25 protein-coding genes, 2 pseudogenes and 1 riboswitch are annotated in these 24,771 nt (G+C 66.0%); of the genes and pseudogenes, 11 read left to right on the forward strand and 16 right to left on the reverse strand.

Annotated elements, in window-relative coordinates; translation table 11 throughout:
• Positions 1 to 44 precede the first annotated feature (44 nt).
• From G6N68_RS01240 to glnX, 6 genes and pseudogenes are all read right to left on the reverse strand, one after another.
• Positions 45 to 323 (reverse strand): hypothetical protein, encoded by a 279-nt coding sequence (locus G6N68_RS01240; RefSeq protein WP_163706865.1) that lies wholly within the window; start codon positions 321 to 323, stop codon positions 45 to 47.
• A gap of 30 nt (positions 324 to 353) precedes the next feature.
• A complete protein-coding gene (locus G6N68_RS01245) occupies positions 354 to 785 on the reverse strand; it encodes an Hsp20/alpha crystallin family protein (RefSeq protein WP_163717992.1) in 432 nt (143 codons plus the stop codon).
• Positions 786 to 901: 116 nt separating this feature from the next.
• Positions 902 to 2,632 (reverse strand): annotated as a pseudogene (locus tag G6N68_RS01250) (IS1634 family transposase).
• Positions 2,633 to 2,924: 292 nt separating this feature from the next.
• Positions 2,925 to 5,216, reverse strand: coding sequence for a serine/threonine-protein kinase PknG (locus tag G6N68_RS01255; RefSeq protein ID WP_163706873.1), 2,292 nt, complete (start codon positions 5,214 to 5,216; stop codon positions 2,925 to 2,927).
• Entirely contained in the window at positions 5,216 to 6,193 is a 978-nt protein-coding gene (locus G6N68_RS01260; protein WP_163706874.1) for a glutamate ABC transporter substrate-binding protein, read from the reverse strand. The genes G6N68_RS01255 and G6N68_RS01260 overlap by 1 nt, the downstream gene beginning before the upstream one ends.
• On the reverse strand, positions 6,193 to 7,539 hold the full coding sequence (gene glnX / locus G6N68_RS01265) for a protein kinase G-activating protein GlnX (RefSeq protein WP_163706876.1): 1,347 nt from the start codon (positions 7,537 to 7,539) through the stop codon (positions 6,193 to 6,195). Before glnX ends, G6N68_RS01260 begins: the two co-directional genes overlap by 1 nt.
• A 135-nt stretch (positions 7,540 to 7,674) precedes the next feature.
• On the opposite strand from glnX, the gene G6N68_RS01270 reads away from it, so the two are divergent.
• Entirely contained in the window at positions 7,675 to 8,286 is a 612-nt protein-coding gene (locus G6N68_RS01270) for an NUDIX hydrolase (protein WP_163706877.1), read from the forward strand.
• Here G6N68_RS01270 and thiE read toward each other — a convergent pair.
• Positions 8,270 to 8,950, reverse strand: a complete 681-nt coding sequence (gene thiE, locus G6N68_RS01275; RefSeq protein WP_163706879.1) for a thiamine phosphate synthase — start codon at positions 8,948 to 8,950, stop codon at positions 8,270 to 8,272. The genes G6N68_RS01270 and thiE overlap by 17 nt on opposite strands.
• Before the next feature lie 146 nt (positions 8,951 to 9,096).
• Here thiE and thiO point away from each other — a divergent pair, with 146 nt between their 5' ends.
• From thiO to G6N68_RS01295, 4 genes are read left to right on the forward strand one after another with little or no spacing between them, the layout of a single operon-like run.
• On the forward strand, positions 9,097 to 10,155 hold the full coding sequence (thiO, locus tag G6N68_RS01280) for a glycine oxidase ThiO (protein WP_163706881.1): 1,059 nt from the start codon (positions 9,097 to 9,099) through the stop codon (positions 10,153 to 10,155).
• Entirely contained in the window at positions 10,152 to 10,349 is a 198-nt protein-coding gene (thiS, locus tag G6N68_RS01285; RefSeq protein WP_163706883.1) for a sulfur carrier protein ThiS, read from the forward strand. The genes thiO and thiS overlap by 4 nt, the downstream gene beginning before the upstream one ends.
• A gap of 46 nt (positions 10,350 to 10,395) precedes the next feature.
• Positions 10,396 to 11,100, forward strand: coding sequence for a thiazole synthase (locus G6N68_RS01290; RefSeq protein WP_276014789.1), 705 nt, complete (start codon positions 10,396 to 10,398; stop codon positions 11,098 to 11,100).
• Entirely contained in the window at positions 11,097 to 11,855 is a 759-nt protein-coding gene (locus G6N68_RS01295; RefSeq protein ID WP_163706887.1) for an SGNH/GDSL hydrolase family protein, read from the forward strand. The genes G6N68_RS01290 and G6N68_RS01295 overlap by 4 nt, the downstream gene beginning before the upstream one ends.
• Here the strand turns inward: G6N68_RS01295 and G6N68_RS01300 are convergent, their stop codons facing one another.
• The gene (locus tag G6N68_RS01300) at positions 11,856 to 12,368 is read right to left on the reverse strand and encodes a serine/threonine protein kinase (RefSeq protein WP_163706888.1); all 513 of its coding nucleotides are present in this window, start codon (positions 12,366 to 12,368) and stop codon (positions 11,856 to 11,858) included.
• 257 nt (positions 12,369 to 12,625) lie between these two features.
• Between G6N68_RS01300 and G6N68_RS01305 the strand changes: the two genes are divergently transcribed.
• The 4 genes from G6N68_RS01305 (at position 12,626) to G6N68_RS01320 (ending at position 16,749) form a co-directional block, all read left to right on the forward strand.
• Positions 12,626 to 12,955, forward strand: a complete 330-nt coding sequence (locus G6N68_RS01305) for a CD225/dispanin family protein (protein ID WP_163706890.1) — start codon at positions 12,626 to 12,628, stop codon at positions 12,953 to 12,955.
• Positions 12,956 to 12,968: 13 nt separating this feature from the next.
• Entirely contained in the window at positions 12,969 to 13,394 is a 426-nt protein-coding gene (locus tag G6N68_RS01310) for a DUF2752 domain-containing protein (protein WP_163706892.1), read from the forward strand.
• 88 nt (positions 13,395 to 13,482) lie between these two features.
• Positions 13,483 to 15,009, forward strand: coding sequence for a M28 family metallopeptidase (locus G6N68_RS01315; protein WP_163706894.1), 1,527 nt, complete (start codon positions 13,483 to 13,485; stop codon positions 15,007 to 15,009).
• A 273-nt stretch (positions 15,010 to 15,282) separates the two neighbouring features.
• Positions 15,283 to 16,749, forward strand: a complete 1,467-nt coding sequence (locus G6N68_RS01320; protein WP_163706897.1) for a neutral zinc metallopeptidase — start codon at positions 15,283 to 15,285, stop codon at positions 16,747 to 16,749.
• Position 16,750: 1 nt separating this feature from the next.
• On the opposite strand, the gene G6N68_RS01325 is transcribed toward G6N68_RS01320, so the two are convergent.
• Both G6N68_RS01325 and G6N68_RS01330 read right to left on the reverse strand, forming a co-directional pair.
• Positions 16,751 to 17,107 (reverse strand): hypothetical protein, encoded by a 357-nt coding sequence (locus G6N68_RS01325; RefSeq protein WP_205351207.1) that lies wholly within the window; start codon positions 17,105 to 17,107, stop codon positions 16,751 to 16,753.
• A gap of 44 nt (positions 17,108 to 17,151) precedes the next feature.
• The gene (locus G6N68_RS01330; protein ID WP_163706900.1) at positions 17,152 to 17,376 is read right to left on the reverse strand and encodes a hypothetical protein; all 225 of its coding nucleotides are present in this window, start codon (positions 17,374 to 17,376) and stop codon (positions 17,152 to 17,154) included.
• Positions 17,377 to 17,499: 123 nt separating this feature from the next.
• Here G6N68_RS01330 and G6N68_RS01335 point away from each other — a divergent pair, with 123 nt between their 5' ends.
• A complete protein-coding gene (locus tag G6N68_RS01335) occupies positions 17,500 to 18,810 on the forward strand; it encodes a TetR/AcrR family transcriptional regulator (RefSeq protein WP_240355323.1) in 1,311 nt (436 codons plus the stop codon).
• On the opposite strand, the gene G6N68_RS01340 is transcribed toward G6N68_RS01335, so the two are convergent.
• The 6 genes and pseudogenes from G6N68_RS01340 to G6N68_RS01365 form a co-directional block, all read right to left on the reverse strand.
• Positions 18,695 to 19,324, reverse strand: a complete 630-nt coding sequence (locus G6N68_RS01340; protein ID WP_163706903.1) for an alpha/beta hydrolase family protein — start codon at positions 19,322 to 19,324, stop codon at positions 18,695 to 18,697. The two genes, G6N68_RS01335 and G6N68_RS01340, sit on opposite strands and share 116 nt — an antisense overlap.
• Positions 19,321 to 20,157, reverse strand: a complete 837-nt coding sequence (gene thiD / locus G6N68_RS01345; protein WP_371871671.1) for a bifunctional hydroxymethylpyrimidine kinase/phosphomethylpyrimidine kinase — start codon at positions 20,155 to 20,157, stop codon at positions 19,321 to 19,323. The genes G6N68_RS01340 and thiD overlap by 4 nt, the downstream gene beginning before the upstream one ends.
• The gene (gene thiC / locus G6N68_RS01350) at positions 20,157 to 21,806 is read right to left on the reverse strand and encodes a phosphomethylpyrimidine synthase ThiC (protein ID WP_163706906.1); all 1,650 of its coding nucleotides are present in this window, start codon (positions 21,804 to 21,806) and stop codon (positions 20,157 to 20,159) included. The genes thiD and thiC overlap by 1 nt, the downstream gene beginning before the upstream one ends.
• A riboswitch (TPP riboswitch) is annotated at positions 21,797 to 21,906 on the reverse strand. Its footprint overlaps the gene before it by 10 nt.
• 47 nt (positions 21,907 to 21,953) lie before the next feature.
• A complete protein-coding gene (locus G6N68_RS32295) occupies positions 21,954 to 22,490 on the reverse strand; it encodes a hypothetical protein (protein WP_163706909.1) in 537 nt (178 codons plus the stop codon).
• Between the two features lie 81 nt (positions 22,491 to 22,571).
• A pseudogene (locus G6N68_RS32300) lies at positions 22,572 to 23,415 on the reverse strand (PE family protein); the annotation flags it as partial.
• Between the two features lie 88 nt (positions 23,416 to 23,503).
• Positions 23,504 to 23,839: a PE family protein gene (locus G6N68_RS01365; protein ID WP_163706915.1), complete on the reverse strand. Its 336-nt coding sequence runs from the start codon at positions 23,837 to 23,839 to the stop codon at positions 23,504 to 23,506.
• A 126-nt stretch (positions 23,840 to 23,965) separates the two neighbouring features.
• Between G6N68_RS01365 and G6N68_RS01370 the strand changes: the two genes are divergently transcribed.
• The gene (locus G6N68_RS01370; protein WP_163706918.1) at positions 23,966 to 24,718 is read left to right on the forward strand and encodes a PAS and ANTAR domain-containing protein; all 753 of its coding nucleotides are present in this window, start codon (positions 23,966 to 23,968) and stop codon (positions 24,716 to 24,718) included.
• Positions 24,719 to 24,771: the final 53 nt, after the last annotated feature.

Below are 24,771 nucleotides of genomic sequence, written 5' to 3' on the forward strand. Positions count from 1 at the left end.
ACGTCATCACCTGCCTCTCATCGAGATGGGGTAAAGGTCGTTCGCTAGGCCGGAGGGCTCCGCTGGACCGGCCGCATGCGGTGTGTAGGCGCACACCACGCGCGGGCGGGTGCCTCCCACGGCCGACCAGCCGACCGGGGCTTGATGAGCGCGCACCCGGTCGCTGGCGGCGCTGGCGGCAGTGGGGCGGGAGCCAGTGCCTCGAGAACGGCATCGACCTCGGCGATCAGCGCGGCAGCATCGGGAAACAGACGCAGAACGGCCGCTTCGGGAATGCTGATCGCGTCGCTGGCCGGCAATACCGTGCATCGGGCCGTAGTCATGGGACACCCCCGCCATTGCGCGCCAGCGGGTCAGGCAGCGATCGCCTTGTGCTGTTCGCTGTGCTCTTCGCTGCGCGTGATCTCGATCTTGCGTGGCTTGGCTTCCTCCGACACCGGGATATGCAGGCGCAGCACCCCGTCTTGGTACGACGCCTTGATCTTTTCGGCGTCTAGGCTGTCGCCCAGCACCAGCTGCCGGTTGAACACCCCCCGTGGGCGTTCGTGGGCAAGCATTTCCCGGTCCGCAGCGACCTGGGGCCGCTCCGCACGCACTGTGACCACGTTGCGCTCGATTTCCAGGTCTAGCGAATCCGCGTTGACCCCGGGCAGATCGAACTCGACAACGACCTCCGTACCATCGCGCCAGGCATCCATCGGCATAGCCGCCGGACGGGCCGCGGTTCCCAACACCTGCTGCGCGAAGCGGTCGAGGTCACGGAACGGATCTGTACGCATCAGCATCGTCGCCACCTCCACTCCAGTGTTGAATTGGCAAGAAAATCTATGTCCTAGGCCGTAGTTCCCCCTGGTTTGGTGATGAGTGTGCCGTGACCTGGGGTTTTGTGTTGTCTGCATGACTACTTGTAGCCCAGGCGGTGGGTGAGGCCGAGTAGTTCGAAGGCGTGGTGTTGTAGTGCGGTGGGGGTGGTGAATTTGGTGAACGTGGGCATGTCGTCGGCGGGCTGGATGTGGCTGGCGCAGATGGTGGCTAGGTCGGCGAGCAGGCTGGTGAAGCTGTGCACCGGGGTGTCGTCGGTGGTGCGTTTGCGGGAGGCTTTGGCTAGGGCGGCATCGGAACGTTGAGCGGGGCAACGGGTTGGTGCGTTTGGCGGCGGCTGCGGGTTTGTCGTGGTCGCGAAACAGCAGGGGGGCCAGGGCTTGTTTCATGTGCCAGCTGATGTAGTAGGACAGCATGCGTAGGAACATGTGGGCGCGGACCCGGTCGGCGAGGTGGTGGCGGATGGGTCGCACGTCAAGTTCACTGTTGAGGGTCCGGAAGAAGCGTTCGACGTCTTCGAGTCCCTTGTAGCGCAACACCACATCGTCACGGCCCAGGGCGGATTTGGGCAGGTTGGTACGCAGCACGTAGATGCCGTCGAGGGCGGCTTCGGCGGCGATGGCGTCTTCGTTGCGGGTGAAGGTGAATGAGTTGTCGGTGATGGTGATGTGGAAGTGTTTGGCCATCTTGTAGTGGTTGATCACCTTGCCTACCCGTAGCGCGATATCGTCTTTGCCGCGCAAGGGTCGGCGGGTTCGGGTGGTGGCGTCGGTAATGGCGGTGAGTTGTTTTTCGGTGGCGGCCAACAGGTCTTGGCGTTTTTGGGTGCGCTTTTGAGCTAGAGCGGGGTTGTGGCAGCAGACCAGGCGTTCGCCGGGATAGTCCGGGGAGTTGATCTCAGCGAGGTCGTGTTCGTCGAACAAGCTCAGCTGCAGGGCGTCGGCTTGCACAAGGGCCTTGATCTGCGGGGCGCGCAGCGCGGTGATCCAGTCCAGACCGGCAGGGCGTAGTTCCTCGGTGATGCGCGCGCTGGTGATCATGCCGCGATCGCCGACAAGGGCCACCCGCGACAGTCCGAACCGGTTTTTCAGCTTATTGATTTGGGCGGTCAACGTTTTCGGGTCAGCGGTGTTGCCGTCGAACACTTCGATGGCAACCGGTATCCCGGCGGTGGTGGCCAGCAGCCCGTAGACGATCTGCAAACGTCCTTTGACCCCGTCACGGGCGTGTCCGATCTTGCCCAGGGGGCAGGTGCGGCCCTCAAAGGCCGCCGAGGACACGTCGTAGAGCACTAGGGTGCCATCGTTCAGATGCCGGGCGGCCAGCGCGGTTTCGATGGCATCTTTGCGGGCCAGCGCCCAGTCCATCGCCGCGTACAGGTCGTCCTCATCGGCCCCACTGACCCCCAGCACCTCGCCCAGTGAGCTGGTGGCGGTCTGGGTGCGCAAACCGCGTGCGGTGGCCAGCTTGGATTCCGGGGCGATGACCTGGGCTACCAGCATCGCGGTGACCAGGTCGCGCCGCCGCGATGGTGTCGCGTCGATGAGATCTTCGACGCCCAGGGTCCGGGCGGTGCCCAGCACTGCGGCCACGTGCCCATGGGGCAGGCTGCGGGAGACCTCAAACGACTCGGCCAGATCCCGCGTGGCGGCAGGCCTTTGAGGGCACGCTGTAGCTTTTCCACCTTGCGCTCGGGCCAGTGTGACAAGTTGGCCAGGGTGCGTGTTTTGACTTTGCCGTTGTCGCGGTAGGACTCCCGCAACAGCACCGCTGGCGGTGACCCACGGTTGGGAACCCGAGTCACGTACATGATTACTTTATATCAACTTATCCGCGCTATATCTACGATATGCCAAGTTAACACGCCGAGCAATGCCATGCATAATACATGACTACATTAGTACGCCCGCATGAACGCCAAACACCTGCTCACGAACAACATCGGGGATTCAGAACCCACTCAGCGGGGGGAACTACGGCCTAGGACATACATTTGGTATAGCAGTCAAATCAAGAGAGCGCAAGGGTCCGGCACTCCGACCGGGACCAATCATGGTCCGCGGGAACAAGATTGGCTGCAGCCGGGTAAACCGACTAGTCCACTAGAACGTGCTGATGGGGCGCACCTTGTTGGCCATGTCCACCAGGGTGTAGCGGTGCCGCTGCGTGGGCGCGATCCGGGCCAGGCTGCGAAGCGACGCCTCCACACCCAGCCGCAGCCCGTGATCGGTGAACGGGAATCCGAGGATGTGGTTGGTGCTGGCCTCGTTGTCCTGCAACCAGTCCATCGCGCTACCCAACACCAGGGCGCGGATCTGCAGAACGCGGGGTTCCGTCGGTGGCAGCGCCTCGACCCGGCGCGCGGCGTCGCGAATCTGCTCCTCGGTGACCTCGCTGGTCGAGCGGCCCGACAGCAGGGTCACCGCACTGGTGAGGCGCGCGGTCGTGAAATGCCGTGAGGTGGGGGGCACTTCGTCGAGAACCTCCACCGCTCCGACCCGATCCCCTTTGGCTGCAAGGGATCTGGCTAGGCCGAAGGCCGCCGAGATGACGCCGTCGTTGGTCTTCCACACGGTCCGGTAGAAATCGTTCTCGTCGGGCCTGCCGGCCAATTCCGCGGTTGCGGCCAACGCGAGCTTGGGTGCCAACTCGCCCGGGAAGGTGTCCAGCACCTCGGTGAAATGTTTTGTGGCGGAGTCGTAGTCGCCGGTCAGCAGTTCGGCGACCGCCCGATACCAGACCAACCGCCAGCGCCAGCCCACCCGTTCGGCCAGGTCGTCGAGCTTGCGGGTGGCCTTGGCGACGTCACCCAGGTCCAGCAGGGCCCGCACTTCCATCAGCGGCAGCTCGACCGACTCCGAAACGTCCAGGCCGTCCGCTTCCAGCGAGCCGTGGCGGGCCGCCCGCAGCGAGTCCAGTGTCTGCACCGGCTGCGACAGCAGCGTGGCCTGCAGAACGGAAGCCGCGACGTCATTGGGATCGATCAGCGGCACCGAGAGCGCGGTGACGATCTCCTTTGCGGTCAACTTCTCCGAATGCACCTGGCCGTCCAGATAGACGTCGGTGTGCGCCAACGACAGCTCGACACCGAAGGTCGCGCGGCTGGGGCTGAAGATCGTCGACAAACCGGGTCTGGGCGTCCCCGTGTCCAGGGCGACCACCTCGCGCAGCACGCCCATCAGCTGCGCGGACATCTCCTCGGTGGTGGCGAATCGGCGCCGCGGGTCCGGGTCGATGGCGCGACGCAACATGCGGCCGAACGAGTCGTACTTCTTCAGCACCGGATCGTCTTCGGGGAGGCCGTCGACGTAGCGGCCGTTGCGGGTGCGCAGGTTCAAGGTCAGCGCCGCCAGGGTGCGTCCCACGGTGTAGATGTCGGTGGCCACCGTCGGGCCGGTCCGCACGATCTCAGGCGCTTGGAAACCCGGAGTGCCGTAGAGATATCCGAACGAGTTGATCCGCGACACCGCACCCAGGTCGATCAGCTTGAGCTGCTCCTCGGTGAGCATGATGTTTTCCGGCTTCAGGTCGTTGTAGACCAAGCCGAGGGCGTGCAGGTAGCCGAGCGCGGGCAGGATTTCCAGGATGTAGGCGATCGCCTCGGAGACCGGTAGCTTCCCGCCCTTTTTCGCACTGTGTTTGAGCGAATGCCCGCCCACGTACTCCATGACGATGTAGCCGACGGGGTCCCCATGCCGGTCGGTGTGCTCGACGAAGTTGAAGATCTGCACGATCGACGGGTGTACGACCTCGGCCAGGAACTGGCGTTCGGCCATGGCGATCGCCTGGGCCTCGGCGTCACCGGAGTGGACCAGGCCTTTGAGCACCACCGGGCGGTCGTTGACGTTGCGGTCCAGGGCCAGGTAGATCCAGCCCAGGCCACCGTGGGCGATGCAGCCCTTCACCTCGTATTGGCCGGCAATGACGTCGCCGGGGCTCAGTTGCGGCAGGAATGAGTACGGACTGCCGCAGTACGGGCACCAGCCTTCCGAGCTCCCCTCGCCTTCCGCGCCGGACCGCCCGACCGGTCGTCCGCAGTTCCAGCAAAACCGCTTGGATTCCGGCACCACCGGGTTGGTCATCAGGGCTTCGAGCGGATCGATGTCGGGAACCCGCGGAATCTCCACCAGCCCGCCGGCGAGCCGTCGGACCTGCTGCAGCCGGGTGGTCACCATCCGGTCGTTCGGCTCGGTGTCCAACGAGCCGCCCAGGTAGATCAGGTCGTCGTCATCGTCATCGTCGTCGTCGAAGTCGGGACGGAATAGGGCCTGGGTGGCTTGCGGTCGTTGCGACGCCCCGGTGGTGTGCATGTCCGCCGGGTCCACCGGTTGGGTACCGGGCATCGAGTCTTCGTGGTCGACGTGCTCGACCGATTCGGATTCTGGCTTGCCCATCAGTCCACGTACCTCGGTTGGGGCGGTACGGGCGCCGGCCCGAGAACGGTCAACCACTTGCGGTACAGCGTGTTCCAGGTGCCGTCCCCGCGAATGCGTTCGAGCGTGCCGTTGACGAACCGGACGAGGCCGGTGTTCTCCAGGTTGATTCCGATGCCGTAGGGCTGGTTGGCCATGTTCGGTCCGACGATGTGCAGATAGGGGTCTTCCTCGACCAGGCCGGCCAGGATCGTGTCGTCGGTGCTGACGGCGTCGATTTGCCGCTGTTGCATCGCGACCAGGCAGTCGGCCCAGTTCACCACCGACACGATGATGGGCGGCGGCGCGATCTCGCGGACCCGTCGCAGCGACGTCGTGCCCCGGGCCACGCAAACCCGCTTACCCGACAGATCGCTCACCTTCGCGATCGGCGAGTCCCGCGGGGCCAGGATTCGCTGGTTGGCGTCGAGGTAGACGGTGGAGAAGTTGATCAGCTTGCGCCGCTCGCAGGTGATGGTCATGGTCTTGACGACCACGTCGACGCGTGACTTCTGCAGCGCGGTGATCCGCTCGTCGGCCGACAGGATGCGGTACTCGACATGCGACGGGCCGCCGAAGATGTCGCGGGCGATCTCACCGGCGATGTCGACGTCGAAGCCCGTGATTTCGCCGGTGATCGGGTCGCGGAAGCTGAACAGGTTGCTGCCGATGTCGAGCCCGACGATCAGCCGGCCCCTGGCACGGATATTGGCCACCGCGGCGTCGGCATCGGCCTTGTTGGGGAAGGGGCGCAGGCTCGCGGTGGGATTGCAGTCCTGGGCGGTGTTGTCCGGCGGCAGCGGGGGTTCCAGCGGCATTTCCTGCATTCCGACCGGCGTGGGCTGCGCCAGCGTCGGCGGCGCCTCCACGGTCAGCGGCTCCGGCTGCCCGCAGCCGGCCAGCAGGAATGCCGCGAACGCCACGCCCGCTAACCGGCGCGGGATAGCCACGCGACTCATCACCGATACTCTTTCAGCCTCGGCCACAACCCCAGGGCCACCGCGATCGCGGCGCCCAGGCTGAGTACCACCCCGCCCACCTGTGCGCCGGCCAAGCCGCGGCGCGCATTGAGAACGTCGTTGCGCAGACGGTTGCGGCTTTGCTCCATGGCTTTGGTCAGTGCTTCGTCGAGCTTGTCGAACGCCGGGGTGGAGTCGTCCTCACCCTTGCCCAGTGCGACTTGGGTCGCGGCCCGGTAATTACCGACGGAGATGTAGGCGTTGATCCGGTCGTTGGCCTGCTTCCACCGGACCAATAGCTGGTCGGCGCCCTGCAGATCGGGTTTGTCGACTGCGTCGTGGCGTGACATGTATTCGGTGAGTTCGCGGTGCATCGTGTCGATGCGCTGATAGAACGCCTGCTTGCGAACCTCTTCGTCGCCGCGGCGGATCAGCGACAGCGTCTCGTCGGCGCGTGCTTGCTGGGCCGTGATGGCCAGGTTGGTGACTGTCTTCAGGGATTCGGCGGCAGTGTCTTTCGCGCTCCGACTCGCCGTCGTGGAGATAGTCAACGCGGTTCCGACCCACACCACCATGACGAGGATACCGAGCCCGCCCACCACCAGGCCTGGGTTAATTCGTCGGCGGGTGCGCCGGGCCAGCCAGCGGTGTGCGAACGCGCCGAAGGCAATGGTGGTCGCGACGACGAGGATCACCGGCGCCGGGATCTGCGTCGACGCAGTGGTTTCGCTATCCACCCGGTTCGACGTCGCCTGGTAGAGCTGCTGCGCGTCGGGCAGGATCGTCGACTGCATCAGCCCGGACGCCTCCGACAGGTACGACGAGCCCACCGGATTACCCGCGCGATTGTTGGTACGGGCGATCTCGACCAGTCCGGTGTAGACCGCGAGTTCGGCGTTGAGCCTGCCCAGCAACTGCACGCACGGAATCGGAGGCTTCCCCCCGCACTGCAGCTCGTCGGTGAGTCCACTGGATGCTCGGGTGACGGCGACCGCGGCCTCGGTGATGGCCTGCTCGTAACGAATACGAACGGCGCGTGGTTCGGCCTGGGCGATGAATGCGGTCGCCGCGGCGGCGTCGGCCACCGACAGCGTCGTGTAGAGATGCCCGGCCGCGAACGACAACGGCTCGGTGTGGTTCAAGACGGTCGTCAGCACCTGCTGACGGTGGTTGATGGTCGTCGACGTTGCGAAGGCGCTGGTTACACCGAGCGTCGCCAGCACGATCCCGATGGTCAAAATACGGCCGGGTGTGGTGGAGATGAACCACCAACGCGGATGCGCCGGTTCGGCGGGCGAGCGCGATCCCAACGGTTCGGTCGACGGGTGCGCCAGCTCAACCGTCACGACTGTTCGGACCTCATCTCTCCGGCGATCTTACCGGCCTTCATAAGCGAATTCTAAGAGAAGCTTTCTGCAGATGGGGGTAGGTGGAGCCGATTGCCCGCAAACTGTCGAACGCACCGTGCCTATCCTGAGTGCGTGCAGGGCGACGGCGACGGCTGGGTGATATCCGACCGCGGTGTCCACTATTGGGGCAAGTTCGGCGCCGCAGGTCTGCTACTCAGGGCACCGCGCGCCGACGGCACCCCGGCGGTGCTGCTGCAACACCGGGCGATTTGGAGCCACCAGGGCGGGACCTGGGGCCTACCGGGCGGCGCCCGCGACAGCCACGAGACGCCGGAACAGACCGCCGTGCGTGAAGCCCGGGAAGAGGCGGGTCTGCGCGCCGAGCAGCTCGCCGTGCGCGGAACCGTGGTGACCGCCACCGCAAGCGGCACCGCGTGGACCTACACCACCGTCGTCGCCGACGCCAACGAGTTGCTGGATACCTTGCCCAACCGGGAAAGCGCCGAGCTGCGCTGGGTGGCCGAGGACGAGGTGGCCGACCTGCCGCTGCATCCTGGGTTCGCCGCCAGCTGGCAGCGGCTGCGCACGTCGCTGGCCACCGTGCCGCTCGACCACGGCGACGAGCGCCGCCAACTCCTGCCACGCACCTTGCAGGTCGAAGACGGTGTGTTCGTCTGGTGCATGCCGGGCGACGCCGATCAGGCTCCGTCGAAGTTGAGTCTCCTGATCAGCTCGCTGCTGTAAGCGCGGCCCTCAGTTGCGCGGCCGCCGCACGGGGGTCGTCGGCGGCCGTGATCGCCCGGACCACCACGATCCGCCGGGCCCCGGCATCCAGCACCTGCGACAACCGCTGCGCGTCGATGCCGCCGATGGCGAACCACGGCTTGTCGCCGCCGAGCCCGGCGGCGGTCCGGACCAGGTCGAGCCCGGCGGCCGCGCGGCCGGGCTTGGTCGGGGTAGGCCAGCAGGGGCCGACGCAGAAATAGTCGCAGTCGCCGGCCTGGGCCGCTGCCGCCTGGACGCCGTCATGGGTGGAGACGCCGATGACGACGTCGGGTCCCACGATCTCCCGCGCTGTGGCCGGGGGCAGGTCGCGTTGGCCCAGGTGCAGCACGTCCGCGCCGGCCGCTCGGGCGATGTCGGCGCGGTCATTCACCGCGAACAGCGCGCCGTGCCGGCGGGCGGCGTCGGCGAGGATCTCGCACGCGGCCAGCTCGTCACGCGCCTCCAGCGGGCCGAACCGCTGCTCCCCGGGCGAGCCCTTGTCCCGCAGCTGAATGATGTCGACGCCGCCGGCCAGGGCCGCGTCGGCGAACTCGGCCAGATCGCCGCGCTCACGGCGGGCATCGGTGCACAGGTAGAGCCTGGCAGCAGCCAGCCGGGCGTGGTGACGAACTACTGCGTGCACATCGCGACGTTAGCGCGCTAGCGTGGACGCTGAAACACACGGGAGTCCCGGGTAACCAGCGGGGCTGAGAGTGGGCACTGCCACGGACGTGGACTTGCCCTGACCGTCACACCTGATCCGGGTCATGCCGGCGAAGGGAGGAGGAAATGACCAGCCCAGCGAAACCGGCGAACTCCGCTGGCGGCGCCGCGGGGTCCTTGTCCGTAATCGGTGGCGGCGTCATCGGCTTGTCCATAGCGCGTCGGGCGGCCCAGGCCGGATGGCGGGTGCGGGTGCATCGCACCGACGAACGCGGGGCGTCCTGGGTGGCCGGCGGCATGCTGGCCCCGCACAGTGAAGGCTGGCCGGGCGAGGAACAGTTGTTGCGGCTGGGTCTGGAGTCGTTGCGGCTGTGGCACGAAGGCGGCTATCTGGACGGCCTGCCGCCGCATGTGGTCACCGCCCGCGAGTCGCTGGTCGTGGCAGTCGACCAAGCCGACGTCGCCGACCTGCGTACCGTCGCTGACTGGCTGTCCGCGCAGGGCCACCCGGTGTGCTGGGAATCGGCCGCTCGCGACGTCGAACCCCAGTTGGCGCAAGGAATCCGGCACGGCTTCCGGGCACCCACCGAACTGGCGGTGGACAACCGGGCGCTGGTCGACGCGCTCACCCGGGACTGTGAACGCCTCGGTGTGGTGTGGGCCGCGCCGGTGAGCGAGCTGGCGGACGGCTTTGTTGGGGCCGAGGACGCTACCGTGGTGATCGCCAACGGAATCGACGCCCCGGCGTTGTGGCCCGAGCTGCCGGTACGCCCGGTGAAGGGCGAGGTGCTCCGCCTGCGTTGGCGGAAAGGTTGTATGCCGTTGTTGCAGCGGGTGATTCGAGCCCGAGTGCATGGCCGGCAGGTGTATGTGGTGCCACGTGGGGACGGCGTCGTCGTCGGCGCCACCCAGTACGAGCACGGCCGCGACACCGCACCCGTCGTGTCCGGGGTGCGCGACCTGCTCGACGATGCGTGCGCGGTGGTGCCGGCGCTCGGCGAGTACGAATTGGCCGAGTGCGCCGCGGGATTGCGCCCGATGACCCCCGACAACCTGCCCTTGGTGCACCGCTTGGACGAGCGCACCCTGGTGGCCGCGGGCCACGGTCGGTCGGGTTTCCTGCTGGCGCCATGGACGGCCGAACAGATCATGTCCGAACTCGTTCCGGTGGGAGCCAACTCATGATGGTGGTAGTCAACGAAAAGCAGGTCGAGGTCGACGAACAGACCACCGTGGCCGCATTGCTGGATTCGCTGGGCTTTCCAGACCGGGGCATCGCGGTGGCGGTGGATTCGACGGTGCTGCCGCGATCACATTGGACGACAAGGCTTTCCGACGGAGCGCGACTCGAGGTGGTGACGGCGGTGCAGGGTGGATGACACGAAACTGACAATCGGCGACCGCAGCTTCGCCTCGCGTCTCATCATGGGTACCGGGGGAGCGGCGAACCTGGCGGTGCTGGAGCAGGCCTTGATCGCGTCGGGCACCGAACTGACCACTGTCGCAATGCGCCGGGTCGATGCCGAGGGTGGAACCGGACTGCTGGACCTGCTCAACCGGCTAGGCATCACACCGCTGCCCAACACCGCAGGTTGTCGCGGCGCCGCCGAGGCGGTGCTGACGGCGCAACTGGCCCGCGAGGCGCTCAACACCAACTGGGTCAAGCTCGAGGTCATCGCCGACGAACGTACCCTTTTGCCCGATGCGGTCGAATTGGTCAGGGCCGCTGAGCAATTGGTGGACGACGGGTTTGTGGTCCTGCCCTATACCAACGACGACCCGGCGCTGGCGCGTCGGCTCGAGGACACCGGGTGTGCCGCGGTGATGCCGCTCGGCTCGCCGATCGGCACCGGCCTGGGCATCACGAACCCACACAACATCGAGATGATCGTCTCGCGGGCGGGTGTGCCGGTAATTCTCGACGCCGGCATCGGCACCGCAAGCGATGCGGCGCTGGCCATGGAATTGGGTTGTGACGCGGTGCTATTGGCCACCGCCGTCACCCGTGCCGCCGACCCGCCGACGATGGCGGCCGCGATGGCCGCCGCAGTGAACGCCGGGTATCTGGCCCGGCGGGCCGGTCGGATCCCGAAGCGCTTCTGGGCCCAAGCATCCAGCCCGCCTCGATGAAACGGTATGTCGCGCTGGGCAGTTCCATGGCGGCCGGGCCCGGAATTCGGCCGCGGGCGGCGGGTGCGCCCTGGCCGGCGGGCCGGTCGGCGCGCAATTACCCGCACCTGGTCGCCGAGCGACTGAACCTCGAACTCGTCGACGTCACCTACTCCGGTGCGACGACCGCGCACGTCCTGTCCGACCGTCAGCACGGCGCGCCGCCGCAAATCGAGGCATTGGATGGCTCGGAGAGCCTGGTTACGGTCACCATTGGCGGGAACGACGTGGGCTACATACCGCTGCTCACGGCGGCGTCACTGCCGAACTTCGCGCGGCGCTTGCCGCTGCTGGGCGCGCGCATCGGTGAACTGCTGGACCGCGACGCGCGAGATGCCGCGCTGGCGCAGACCTTCGACGCGCTGTGCGAAGTGGGTGCCACGGTACGCCGGCGTGCCCCGCGGGCGCGGGTGCTCTTCGTCGATTACCTGACGGTGCTGCCGCCTTCCGGCGAGCCGGCCCCACCGCTCTCGAACACAGACGCGGACCTAGGGCGGCACGTCGCGTCGAGTCTGGAACGGCTCACCGCCGAGGCCGCATCGTCGACCGGCTGTGAGTTGGTTGGCGCCGCTGCGGCCAGCCGCGACCATCACGCGTGGTCAGCGGACCCGTGGACGACCAGGCCCGGTGTGCCGCTACCGGGCCGGGTCGCGCCGCTGCACCCCAACGCCGCCGGCATGCGCGCCGTGGCGGAACTCGTTGCGGCGCAACTGTAATCAGCCGTTGGTGCGCCACCACTGGTAGAGGGCCTGCACATCGGTGTTGTGGCCCTTGACGTAGCTCAAGACGTTCTTGGCGTCCGTGGTCCAGATGATCTCTGCGGCACCCTGATAGGTCCCGCAAGCGACCTGTCCGGCGGGACTCTGTGCGTTGCCCTGGCGCCAGGTGGTCGGTGACTTGCCGCTGTCACCGCAGGCAGTGGTTTCCACGTCCTTGATGCTGTTCTTGAACGAAGCGGACAGATCCTCGGGGTTGTTGTAGAGCAGGTACGTGGCTTTCACCGGTCCATTCGGGTCCGGGCTCTCCTGGCAGGAAATTGCCGCCAGCGTGCCGCCGGGAGCGGGGTCTTCGACGATGCAGTTGCTGAGCGAGTAGCCCTTCGACAGTGTGGAGGCCAGGGTGTCGACATTGGGGTCGTCAGCGTTCGCCGTAGCTGTACCAAGGCATGCGAAGCCACCGATTACCGCTGCGGCGGAAGCGGCCCGCAACGCGTTCGTGAGGTGAGACATCCAAAAACTCCTTACGTCGTCGCACCGACGGTGCGAGTGCTCTGACATTCAGGAGTCTATTTGTGTGCCCCAGCGAATAGTAGGGCGGCGTGCACCGGCGCGGCCTGACCTCGACCCTGGCGAAGATCCAAATTCCGGAACGCCCAGGGAAATTCACCGCCCTTGGTACGGTGATTTTTATCGGTGCCAGAGCAAATCGGCTCGGGTATGGTAAGCACCGCTTCACGCCAGCTAGCTTCTCTTGATCTGGAGAATTTATGACTCAGCCGCCACCCCCGGGATACCCGCCGCAGCAGCCGCCCGCGGGGCAACCGCCAAACAACAACCTGGTGATCGCGATCATCGGGGTGCTGTTCTGCTTGCTGCCTGGTGTTTACGCTGTCATCAAAGCCAGCCAGGTCGGCGGGTTGTGGGCGCAGGGTCAGTACGGCGAGGCGCAGGCGTCCGCCGATGCAGCGAAGAAGTGGGGGATCATAGCGATCATTGCTGGTGCTATTGGCGGTGTCCTTTGGGTCATCCTGACGATCATTGCCAGCTTGGCCGCAAGTCCAGACACTGCGGCGATGATTACCTCCACACTGTTCTAGGTCCGCGACGCTCATGGTGACCCGCCAGAGAGCGGCGCCAATGAGGTTGGGTGCGCCATTACTGGTGGCCGGCACCGCGATCTTATTGGGCGCCGCCATCTGGGTGGGTGATCCGACAACCCCGAACGGCGTTCTGCCGCCCTGCCCCATCAAGGCGTTGTTGGGAATTGACTGCCCGGGGTGCGGCAGCATGCGAATGCTGTACAGCTTGATGCACGGCAATGTGTGGGCGGCTGTCCGGTTCAACGCTTTGGGTGTTGTCGCGGTCGTGCTGTTGGTATGGGCGTATCTGGCTTGGACCTACGGCCGTGTGGTGGGTCGCCGGATCACAAGTTGGCAGCATTCGCGTTGGGCGGCCCTGGTGGCCTTGGTGCTGTGGGTGGTCTGGCTGGTGGTGCGCAATTTGCCTTTTGCGCCGTTCACCGCCCTATTTGTCTGATTTGGATCGTTGTGATGCCAAGGTCCGCATCCGCTTGTGCAGCTGCGGCCTTTCGCAACATCAGGCGCCGCAGTCTAATCTGAGCGCGATGGGGAACAAACCGAACACGATGCGGGCGGCGTTGGCGGTCGCCGCCGTGGCCGTATTTCTGGCCTCTTTGGTAATTGGCTGCGACAGTTGGTCCAAGAAGACCACGCCCAGCACCATTACAAATCCTGCCGCAAGCCCTAATGCGGCGGAGTTCGCCAACACGTTGCGCAACAAGGTCCACACGGACGCGATGATGGCGCACTTGCAGAAGTTGCAGGACATCGCCAACGCCAACAACGGGACCCGCGCGGTGGGCACCCAGGGCTATGAGCAGAGCGTCGACTACGTGGTTGACGTGTTGCGCAAGAACGGATTCGACGTACAGACACCGGAGTTTTCGGCGAGCGTGTTCGAGGCCGAGAAGGGCTCGGTGGCCATCGGTGACTTCAAGTCAGACGCGCGCGCGCTCGAATACAGTCTGCCCACGCCGGAACAAGGGGTGACCGGGCCGCTGGTACTGGCACCCGTCGAGGAAAGTCCGGGTTGCTCGCCGTCGGACTACGACAATCTGCCGGTGAAGGGCGCGGTGGTCTTGGTGGACCGCGGCGAATGCCAATTCGCGCAGAAGGAAGACGCCGCGGCCCAGCGCGGAGCCGTCGCGCTGATCATCGCCGACAACGTCGACGAGCAGTCCATGGGCGGCACCTTGGGGGTGAACACTGAGGTCAAGATCCCCGTCGTCAGCGTCACCAAGTCCGTCGGGGTCCAGCTGCGCGGCAAGTCCGGGCCGATAACGGTCAAGCTGAAGGCGCAGACGAAAAACTTCAAGGCCCGCAACGTCATTGCGCAAACTAAGACCGGTTCGCCGACCGACGTCGTGATGGCCGGTGCGCACCTGGACAGCGTCCCGGAGGGGCCGGGCATCAACGACAACGGTTCCGGGGTGGCCGCCGTGCTGGAAACCGCTGTGCAACTGGGTAATTCGCCGGACATTCGTAACGCGGTGCGGTTCGGTTTCTGGGGTGCCGAGGAGCTCGGGCTGATCGGGTCCCGGAATTATGTCGAGTCGTTGGATCTCGACGCGCTCAAGAGCATCGCCCTCTACCTGAACTTCGACATGCTGGGATCGCCCAATCCGGGCTATTTCACCTACGACGGCGACCAGTCGCTGCCGTTGGACGCTCGTGGCCAGCCGGTGGTGCCGGAGGGATCGGCGGGCATTGAGCGCACGCTGGCCGCCTATCTGCGGGCCGCCGGCAAGACTCCGCGCGACACCTCCTTCGACGGCCGCTCCGACTACGACGGGTTCACCCTGGCAGGCATTCCGTCCGGAGGGCTGTTCTCGGGCGCCGAGGTCAAGAAGTCCGAGGAGGAGGCAAAGCTATGGGGCGGGACCGCCGATGAGCCGTTCGACCCCAACTACCACCAGAAGGGTGACACCGTCGAGAACATCGACCAAACCTCGTTGGGGATTCAAGGCGGCGGCGCCGCCTATGCCGTCGGCCTGTACGCGCAGGACCTGACGGGTCGCAACGGAGTACCGATCATGGAGGATCGCACGCGGCACGTGCTCACCAAGTCGTGATTCGCGTCGTGGGGGCCTTGCGTTGGGGCGTCGAAGGTGTGGCTTTTTGCCCTGCGCGCGCGAATTTCGGTGCGTAGGCCACACAGTCGACGCGGGGGCGGCGCGCGGGGTTGGGCCGCCGAATGTGTGGCTTTTTGCCCCGTCCACGCGAGTGCGGGTGCGCAGGCCACACGCTCGGTGGCCACAGCGTCACGAAGTTTGCGCTCTGAAACTCGAGTACGCCACTAAACTAGGGTTCCTTTGGTGCACGCCGGTCGATTCGAGGTTGATCACATGAGTAACCGCGGGCGGAGGGTGAGAGCCACGGGGCGAGCGGCGATGGTTTGCCTCGCGGTGATTGCCGTTGTGGCCGGCTGTACCAACGTCGTGCAGGGTCGCGCCGTGTCGATTCTCAACGACCCGTTCCGTGTGGGCGGTCTGCCCGCGACCAACGGCCCCAGCGGCCCCCGCCCCAACGCTCCCGCCCCCACCGGCACCGTGATCAACACCGACAACGGACCGATCGACAAGTTGGCGTTGCTCTCGATCAACGACATCGAGGAGTACTGGACGGCGGCATACGGCCAGACGATGAAGGGCTCCTTCAAGCCGGTATCGAAATTGGTGTCCTACGACTCCAATGACCGCAGCGGCTCGACCGTATGCCGTATGCCGACCTACGACAACGTCAACGCCTTCTTCACTTCTCGTTGCGACCTAATCGCCTGGGACCGCGGGGTTTTCATGCCGGTCGCACAACAGTATTTCGGCGACATGTCCGTAAATGGCGTGTTGGCGCACGAATACGGGCACGCCATACAAAACATGGCGAAGCTGGTGTCCCGGCGAGACCCGACGATCGTCTTTGAGCAGCAGGCGGATTGCTTCGCGGGTGTCTACCTGTGGTGGGTGGCCGAGGGGAAATCGCCTCGCTTCACTCTGAGCACCGCCGACGGGATCGACCACGTGCTGGCCGGGGTCATCACCACCCGTGACCCGGTGATCGAATCCGATCAGGAGAACGACGACGAACACGGGTCGGCGCTGGACCGGGTGAGCGCCTTCCAGATGGGTTTTATCACCGGAGCCGCAGCATGCGCCGCGATCAACAAGTCCGAAATCGAGCGGCGCCGTGGTGATCTGCCGACGACGCTGCGAGTCGATTCGTCCACTGGGGATGTGGAGACCGGCGAGGTCGCGATCAACGAAGACACGTTGAACACGTTGATGGAAGTGATGGGCAAGATCTTCTCGCCCAAGAATCCGCCGAAGTTGTCGTTCAAGACGGTGGGCTGCTCGGACGCCAAGCCCAGCCCCCCGGCGTCCTACTGTCCGTCCACCAACACCATCATGATCGACCTGCCGGGCCTGGCGGCCATGGGCAAGGTCGCCGGTACCAAGCAGCACAGCCTGCCGCAAGGCGATGACACGGCCTTGTCGATCGTGATGTCGAGGTACGCGCTGGCCGTGCAACATGAACGCGGACTCCCGATGCAAAGCCCGTGGACCGCGTTGCGGACGGCTTGCCTCACCGGTTTTGCCCACCGCAAGATGGCCGAACCCATCCAGTTGCCGTCTGGCAACTCACTACAACTCACCGCGGGCGACGTCGATGAGGCCGTGTCCGGTCTGCTTACCAACCACATGGTGGCCAGTGACGCCGACGGCATCAGCGTGCCGGCCGGCTTTACTCGGATCGCCGCGTTCCGCAGCGGTGTGCTGGGCGAAATGGACGGGTGCTACTCGCGCTATCCCGGCTAGGTCACGGGTGACGCGCTATCTCCGGATGGGGGACGTAGTGCTCCGCCTCTTCGGCTTCGCGTTGCTGTTCCTCACGTACCCACAGCACTGAGAACCAGGCGATCAGCCCAAGCCCAGCGGCAGCCATCGGGATCGACCATGCGCGCCGGACCAACAATGCGCTTTCGCAACTGGACGCGAGTTCATCGCTGTCGGCATTGCGTGCCTGCCCCAAATCCGAGATGAGCCCGCTGCCGCAGTCGACCTTCATGCCGTACGGGTCGAGTTCATTCAGGTAAACCGGGTACACAAGGGCCGCCAGCCCCATCAACGCCAGTACCACCCCTGCTATCGCGATGTATGTCTGCCGGTGGCTCACAAATTCCCCCAAATGATGTTAATTACCAATTCGATGCAATGTGTTCACGTCATGCAGACGTCTGAGAACAGCAGAACGGGCCACGAGACGATCTGCCCCAGGAATGAGACGGCGAGATCGGCGCCGTGCATGTTGTGCAGATGCTCAGCATGCGTGGTTGACCAGATCGTCCCCACCAGCAGGTACGGCGTGCCTATGGCAAGTCCTAGGACGATCAGCTGGCCGATCGTGACCTGAAAATTGAGCAACTGGCGGACCTTCTCCAGCATGAACCATCCCCTTCGAGAGCCTTGCGGCGACCTTCCCCCGTCAGCGTTATGTTAATAAACATTCTTTCCCGAAGACAGTTTGCACGGAGTTTCCTGGGCGAACGCTCGGGCTAGAGTGAGCCTGTGACCATCGCAAGCGCCCCACCCGTCGACAACGTTCGGCGGCGACCGAAGGACCGCAAGGCGCAGATTGCCCGCGCGTCCGCTGAGGCGTTCAGTGCGCAGGGCTATCACGCGGTGAGTATGGAAACCATCGCGGCAAAGGTCGGCGTCTCGGCGGCCGCGTTGTACCGCCACTACGCGGGCAAGTACGACCTTTTCCGCGGCGCTGTGTTGTCCTTGAGCCAGCAACTGGTCGACGCCGTCGATCTGGTTGACATGAACGACTCGGTCGACCCAGCCGCAGAATTGGACCGGTTAGTCGTTGCGCTCATCGACCTCACGCTGGACAGTCGCGAGTCCGGTGGGCTGTACCGCTGGCAGTCACGCTATCTGCGTGTGGAGGACCAAGCGGTGCTGGCCGCTCAGCTGATGTCGGTGAATCGCCGAATTCAAAAGCCGCTCTTGGTAATACGTCCGACGTTGACGTCCGAGCAGCGATGGACGCTGTCGGTCGGAGTGCTGAGCGTGATTGGCAGCATCGTCGACCACCGTTCGCGGCTGCCGGCCGACGAGATTCGCGCCCTTTTAAAAGACGCCTCGGCGGCGATTCTCTCCACGGAACTTCCGCAGCCAGGGACCGTTTTCCCCCGCCCGGTGTCGTGGCGGTTGTTCACCGAGGACGCGGGCGTCTACGAAGCTCTGCTGCACGCCGCGATGGCGTTGTTCAAAGAACGGGGTTACACCGAAACCAGCATGGCCCAGATCGCAGCGGCGGCGGGCATACCGGTATCGGGGATCTACCGGTACTTCTCGGGCAAGCTCGAGATTCTGTCGACCGGGTTGCGCCGGGCTGCCGACCGAGTGTCCGCCCAGCTGTCACCGATTCTGAGCGCCCTCACCGAGCCACGTCAGGCGCTGACTCTGCTGATCGACGCCTACGTGGCCACGTCGTTCGCCAACCCGGAGTTGTTCGCCGTCTACTACACCGAGCGAATGAACCTGACCCCCGCGGATCAGATGGTGCTACACAACGTGCAGCTGTCGACAGTGGATTCGTGGGTGCAACTGTTGACGGCGGCGCGCCCGGCACTGTCGCCGATGCAGGCACGGTTCCTCGTGCATGCCGCGATGGCATTGGTAGTGGACCTGGGCCGGATGCTGACCAACAAAGACGACTCGGCTTACATGCAGGCGTGCGTGCGGACGCTGATGGAGGTCACGCTGTTCGGCCCGGCAACAACCGAAGCGCCGCCGTCACCGCCAGAGCAGGGACATCAAGAGTCTTCGAACCCAAATCGTGTCGCGCGCCGGAGATCTCGACGACTTCGGTAGGCGCGGCGATCAACGCCGCAGCGTCACGCAGCTCGGCGATGGTGCCGAACGGATCCGACGTTCCATGGGTGAACACCGTCGGCACCGTGATGTCCGGTAGATGTTCGGTGCGGGCGCGTTCCGGTTTGCCGGGCGGATGGACCGGATAGGAGAACAGCGTCAGCACGTGCACCGGCGTCTCGCCTTCGGCGACCACCATGGAGGTCTGCCGGCCGCCGTAGGAATGTCCGCCGGCGATGAGTGGACCGTCGGCAAGGCTGCGGCACAACGTTATTGCCTCGCGGATGCCTTCCCGATCGGTGGCTGCCGAGCCCGACGGCGGGCCCTTGGGGCGGCGTCGACGATATGGCAGGTTGTAGCGGACGGCGAGCCAGCCCTGGCGTGCCCACTCGTCGCAAACTTGTTGCAGCAGTTTGGCGTCCCGGTTGCCGCCGGCCCCGTGGGTGAGCACCACGACGCCTTGCGGTGTGTTGTCGGGCTGGTGCGCGACGCCCGCGATCTGGTCGAGATTCATGAGAGCCGAAACAGCGCTGAGACCGGGCCGTGGCCGCGCCCCAACGGATAAGCGGCGCGCAGGGATTCGGTCACCCACCGCTTGCCGAAGTCGACGGCCTCGGGCACGGTGAAGCCGTGGGCCAGGGCGCAGGCGGTCGCCGAAGCCAGGGTGTCGCCGCCGCCGTGGTCGTTTCCGGTGGGCAGTCGTGGCGAGTCGAACTCGTAGAAGTCCGAGCCGTCGTACAGCAGGTCGCAACTGCGCTCCGACGAACGCAGGTGTCCACCTTTGACCAACGCCCAGCGAGGTCCCAGCGCGTGCAAAGCCTTGGCCGCCGCACGCTGGGACTCGGCGTCGACCACGTCGATATTCACCAGCAGGCTCACCTCGTCAAGATTAGGGGTGACGAGCGTGGCCAACGGAAACAGTTGGGTGCGAAGCGTGTCCAACGCCGACGATGCCAGCAGCGCGTCACCGTGCATGGATGCGCAAACCGGGTCGACGACGAGCGGAACGCTCAGCGCGAGCTCTCGCCAGGTTGCGGCGACCGTCTCGATAATGGACGACGAAGCCAGCATCCCGGTTTTTGCGGCCTGGATCCCGATATCGGTGACCACCGCCTCGATCTGACCGGCCACGACATCGTCGGGCACCTCGTGAAAGCCCTTGACGCCCAAAGTGTTCTGGACGGTTACTGCGGTGACGGCGACGCAGGCGTGCAGGCCGAGCAAAGCGATGGTGCGCAGGTCAGCCTGGATGCCGGCGCCGCCCCCCGAGTCCGATCCCGCGATGGTGAGCACCCGCAGCGGCGTCGTCCCCGGCGCCGCCAGCGGCAGACCCGCCGCGCTCGCGATCACGGTTGGGCGATAGGCAGATACACCCGGTTGCCGTGCTCGGCGAACTCACGGGACTTCTCCGCCATGCCCTCCGCGAGCATCGCCTCGACGTCCTCTTCGGTTTCCAGGCCGTGCTTCGCGGCGTAGTCGCGCACGTCTTGCGTGATCCGCATCGAGCAGAACTTCGGGCCGCACATCGAGCAGAAATGTGCGGTCTTGGCGGGCTCGGCCGGCAGCGTCTCATCGTGGTACTCCCGCGCGGTGTCGGGATCCAGCGACAGCGCGAACTGGTCGTGCCAGCGGAACTCGAAACGCGCCTGCGACAGCGCGTTGTCGCGATCCTGGGCATGCGGGTGGCCCTTGGCCAAGTCACCGGCGTGCGCGGCGATCTTGTAGGCGATCACGCCGTCCTTGACGTCCTTGCGGTCCGGCAGGCCGAGGTGCTCCTTGGGAGTCACGTAGCACAGCATCGCGGTGCCGGCCTGGGCGATGATGGCCGCACCGATCGCCGAGGTGATGTGGTCGTAAGCCGGTGCGATGTCGGTGGCCAGCGGGCCCAGCGTGTAGAACGGGGCCTCCTCGCACAGCTCCTCTTCCAGGCGCACGTTCTCGACGATCTTATGCATCGGAACGTGCCCGGGGCCTTCGATCATCACCTGCACCCCATGGGATTTCGCGATCTTGGTCAGCTCGCCCAGGGTGCGCAGCTCGGCGAACTGCGCGGCGTCATTGGCGTCGGCGATAGAGCCTGGCCGCAGTCCGTCGCCGAGGGAGAAGGTGACGTCATAACGCGCCAGGATCTCGCACAGTTCCTCGAAGTGGGTGTACAGGAACGACTCTTGGTGATGCGCCAGACACCAGGCGGCCATGATCGAGCCGCCGCGGGACACGATGCCGGTGACTCGCTTGGCGGTCAGGGGCACGTAGCGCAGTAGCACGCCGGCGTGCACGGTCATGTAGTCCACGCCCTGCTCGCATTGCTCAATTACGGTGTCGCGGTACAGCTCCCACGTCAGTGCGGTCGGGTCGCCCTTGACCTTCTCCAGCGCCTGGTAGATGGGCACGGTCCCCACCGGCACCGGCGAGTTACGCAGGATCCACTCGCGGGTTTCGTGAATGTTCTTGCCGGTAGAAAGGTCCATGATGGTGTCGGCGCCCCAGCGGGTCGCCCACACCATCTTGTCAACCTCTTCGGCAATCGAGGACGTCACCGCCGAATTGCCAATGTTGGCATTGACTTTCACCGCGAACGCCTTGCCGATGATCATCGGCTCGCTCTCGGGATGGTTGTGGTTGGCGGGGATCACCGCGCGGCCGCGGGCGACCTCGTCGCGCACCAGCTCGGCCGGCATGCCTTCACGGACGGCGATGAACGCCATCTCGGCGGTGATCTCACCGGCGCGGGCACGCTGCAACTGAGTACCCCGGTCGCGTACCAACCCGGGCCGCGCCGGCAACCCCTTGGTCAGATCGATCACGGCGTTGGTGTCGGTGTAGGGCCCGGAGGTGTCGTAGAGGTCGAAGTGGTCGCCGGTGGACAGGTGCACCCGGCGGAAGGGCACCCTGGCACCCGGCACGCTCGGAACGTCGCGATAGACCTTGCTGCTACCCGCGATCGGCCCCGTCGTCACCGTGGCGTCGATGGTCTCGGAAAGTACGTCGGTCATTTCAACTCCCTACGCCGGCATTACCCGGTCAGGTTCGTACGGTCGACGGCCCCGAGCCGTCCTCTCAGCGCACCGGGCGTGCGCTCCCGCGGGTGGTTAGATTGCCGTTTCCCACGCTAGCGCAGCACGGCGTCCGTGTGCGAGGGCTCAGCCGTTCGGGCCGGGCGCGCCGGGAATCCCGAACAGCACCCCGCCCGTGCCGCCGGCACCGCCGGCACCGTCTTTACCGTCGGGGTGCGGGAGTGAGCCGGCGGGGCCACCGGAGCCGCCGGCACCACCGTTGCCGCCGTTGCCGATCAATCCGACGGCGTTGCCGCCGGCGCCCCCGTTGCCACCCGGCCCGCCCGGAAAGTTCACCGCGCCAGCGCCGCCGGGCCTGCCCAAGCCGCCGATCCCGCCGTTGCCCACTAGCGCGCCGCCGTGCCCCCCAGCTCCGCCGCTACCACCGATGCCCCCGGGGCCGATCGTTGCAGGGGAAACGAACCCGCCGTTGCCGCCGGCGCCGCCACTGCCGAGCAGTTTGGCGTTGCCGCCGGAGCCCCCGTTGCCGCCTGAGCCGGCAATCGAACCAGGGCCGCCGGAGCCACCGTCGCCGCCGGTCCCTGCATTACCGATCAGTCCACCCATGCCGCCGCCACCGCCACCGCCGCCGGTGCCGCCGGCCCTGCCCCCATTCCGCTCCATCTCCATTTCCGCGCCGTTGCCGCTGCCGCCGTGCCGGTTCCGCCGGTCCTCCTTCCGAACCTGTTGCCGCCGGGCCAGCCCACCCGGTGATCCGCTCCATCCCCCCTGGTCCCCATTTCCATAGAGCACCCCACCGAGGCCCCCACCACCGCTGATGCCATCCCTCTCGCCATCCCCGCCGCCCGTTGCCGCCGGCCCGCCCCCCGCCATTCCCGCCGCCACCGCCGGTGCCGCCGAGCCCGCCGGCCCCGAAGAGAAATGCGTTGCCGCCTTGGCCGCCGAGCCCGCCGTGGCCACCGACCGCGACTTGGGTTCCTCCGGTACCGCCGGCGCCGCCGGCGCCGCCATTGCCGAACAACCACCCGCCGGTGCCGCCGCTACCGCCGGCCATGCCGTTTCCGCCGGCCACACCGGCACCGCCCGTGCCGCCGACGCCGCCGTTACCGATCAGGCCCGCCGGCCCACCCGCGCCGCCGGGCTGGCCCGGGGCGCCAGGCGCGCCGTTACCGCCATTGCCGTACAGAATTCCGCCGCCTCCGCCGGTCGCGCCAGGTGTGGCCCCGTTGGCGCCGTCGCCGATCAAAGGACGCCCCAACAGGAGTTGAGTGGGTGCGTTGATGACGTTGAGAACGAGCTGCTGGACGCCGGCGGCTTCGGCGCCGGCATACGATCCGGCGCCAACGTTGAGCGCCCGGACGAACTGCTCGTGGAACGCCGCCATTTGCGCGCTGACGGCTTGATACTCGCGAGCGTGGCCGCTCAAGGCCGCTGCGATGGCCGCAGACACCTCATCCGCAGCCGAGGCCAGCACCGACGTCGTCGGCGCGCTGACCGCGATGTTCGCTGAGTTGAGTGTCGACCCGATCCGGGCCAGATCCGTTGCTGCCGCGGCCACTATGGCCGGCGACGTGACCACAAACGACATCCCGTACCTCCCCGCCTCCCCCTAGCGGGACGCTCGGGCGGGAACCCCGGGTTTAGCTACGCCGTCGGCCCCAGTGGCGCGTCGCCGATTAGGGGCCGCCCAACAAGGATTGGACGGGTGCGTTGATGCCGGTTTGCTTGGCGTTGAGTTCCTCGGCGGCGGCATAGGCCTGGGCTCCTGCGTTCAGAGCCTGCACGAGGTTCTCGTGAAACGCCGCCATCTGGGCGCTGAAGTTCTGGTACTCCTGGGCGTGGTTGCTGAACACGCTCGCCACGACGTTCGACACCTGGTCCGCGGACGGCGCAAGCGACTCGGTCGTGGGGGCGGCGGCCGCCGCATTGGCGGATCCAATCGCCGTTCCGATGCCGGCAAGGTTCGCGGCGGCAGCAGCTACTGCAGCCGGACCTGCGACGACGAACGACATCTGCCACCTCCCACCAGCCCGTCGGCTGGGTGTAATCCCTGAGCGTATCGTTGTTGCTCGCCTGATGAAGGGCTTTTACAGGATTTCTGCCAACTACCTCGGTGGCCGGTGCGCAAGCCCAATGCGATGATTCTAGATGTGCAGCGGTCTGCCAACAATGACCTGCCCGGACGGGACGGCAACGGCCAGGCGTTTTCTGGGACCAGTGGGGCCAATGTGGTCAGCGGGGCTGTTGGTGCAAATCGTTATCTGCATGTGGGCAGCTTCCGCTTCTGGTTTGTGGGTCAACGTTGGGAGTGGTCCGACGAAGTAGCCCGCATGTATGGCTACGAACCAGGGTCGGTGGTGCCGACGACGCAGCTGCTGCTTTCGCACAAGCATCCCGAAGACCGCGCCCACGTTCAGGACCTGCTCGACTACGCCCTGCGGTCAGGTGAGTCGTTTTCGAGTCGCCACAGGTTCGTCGACACCGCGGGCAAGGTGCACGAGGCGATCGTCGTCGCGGACCGGATGCTGGACGACGCAGGCGTGGTGCTGGGCACCGAAGGGCACTACATCGATCTCACCAGCACGTTCGACGAGACCCGTGACGAAACCCGACAAGAGGTGCTCGACGAGGCGTTACCGGACCTATTCGAGAACCGTGCGGCCATCGAGCAGGCCAAGGGCGTGCTGATGTACGTCTATCGGGTGAGCGCCGAGCAAGCCTTCCGGGTGCTGCAGTGGCGCTCGCAAGAGACCAACACCAAGTTGCGTGCCTTGGCGACGCAGCTGCTCGCCGAAATCAGCGCGCTGCCTACGCCGTCGCCGTCCGTGCAGAGCCAGTTCGATCATTTGCTGCTGACGGTGCACGAGCGCATCCCCGCCGACGCCGATTAGCGGGTCCCGACGAATAGCCGCGGGTTAGGCTCGGCGCAGGGTAATTCGGGCGG

Source organism: Mycobacterium bourgelatii, assembly GCF_010723575.1.
GTDB classification, from domain to species: Bacteria; Actinomycetota; Actinomycetes; order Mycobacteriales; family Mycobacteriaceae; genus Mycobacterium; species Mycobacterium bourgelatii.

Bases quoted from the DNA above. Each gene is read 5' to 3' on its own strand.
- G6N68_RS01240 (WP_163706865.1), bottom strand. From the start codon at position 323: ATGACTACGGCCCGATGCACGGTATTGCCGGCCAGCGACGCGATCAGC.
- G6N68_RS01245 (WP_163717992.1), bottom strand. From the start codon at position 785: ATGCTGATGCGTACAGATCCGTTCCGTGACCTCGACCGCTTCGCGCAG.
- G6N68_RS01255 (WP_163706873.1), bottom strand. From the start codon at position 5,216: ATGGGCAAGCCAGAATCCGAATCGGTCGAGCACGTCGACCACGAAGAC.
- G6N68_RS01260 (WP_163706874.1), bottom strand. From the start codon at position 6,193: ATGAGTCGCGTGGCTATCCCGCGCCGGTTAGCGGGCGTGGCGTTCGCG.
- thiO (WP_163706881.1), top strand. From the start codon at position 9,097: ATGACCAGCCCAGCGAAACCGGCGAACTCCGCTGGCGGCGCCGCGGGG.
- thiS (WP_163706883.1), top strand. From the start codon at position 10,152: ATGATGGTGGTAGTCAACGAAAAGCAGGTCGAGGTCGACGAACAGACC.
- G6N68_RS01290 (WP_276014789.1), top strand. From the start codon at position 10,396: ATGGGTACCGGGGGAGCGGCGAACCTGGCGGTGCTGGAGCAGGCCTTG.
- G6N68_RS01295 (WP_163706887.1), top strand. From the start codon at position 11,097: ATGAAACGGTATGTCGCGCTGGGCAGTTCCATGGCGGCCGGGCCCGGA.
- G6N68_RS01300 (WP_163706888.1), bottom strand. From the start codon at position 12,368: ATGTCTCACCTCACGAACGCGTTGCGGGCCGCTTCCGCCGCAGCGGTA.
- G6N68_RS01305 (WP_163706890.1), top strand. From the start codon at position 12,626: ATGACTCAGCCGCCACCCCCGGGATACCCGCCGCAGCAGCCGCCCGCG.
- G6N68_RS01310 (WP_163706892.1), top strand. From the start codon at position 12,969: ATGGTGACCCGCCAGAGAGCGGCGCCAATGAGGTTGGGTGCGCCATTA.
- G6N68_RS01315 (WP_163706894.1), top strand. From the start codon at position 13,483: ATGGGGAACAAACCGAACACGATGCGGGCGGCGTTGGCGGTCGCCGCC.
- G6N68_RS01320 (WP_163706897.1), top strand. From the start codon at position 15,283: ATGAGTAACCGCGGGCGGAGGGTGAGAGCCACGGGGCGAGCGGCGATG.
- G6N68_RS01330 (WP_163706900.1), bottom strand. From the start codon at position 17,376: ATGCTGGAGAAGGTCCGCCAGTTGCTCAATTTTCAGGTCACGATCGGC.
- G6N68_RS01340 (WP_163706903.1), bottom strand. From the start codon at position 19,324: ATGAATCTCGACCAGATCGCGGGCGTCGCGCACCAGCCCGACAACACA.
- thiC (WP_163706906.1), bottom strand. From the start codon at position 21,806: ATGACCGACGTACTTTCCGAGACCATCGACGCCACGGTGACGACGGGG.
- G6N68_RS32295 (WP_163706909.1), bottom strand. From the start codon at position 22,490: ATGGAGCGGAATGGGGGCAGGGCCGGCGGCACCGGCGGCGGTGGCGGT.
- G6N68_RS01365 (WP_163706915.1), bottom strand. From the start codon at position 23,839: ATGTCGTTCGTCGTCGCAGGTCCGGCTGCAGTAGCTGCTGCCGCCGCG.
- G6N68_RS01370 (WP_163706918.1), top strand. From the start codon at position 23,966: ATGATTCTAGATGTGCAGCGGTCTGCCAACAATGACCTGCCCGGACGG.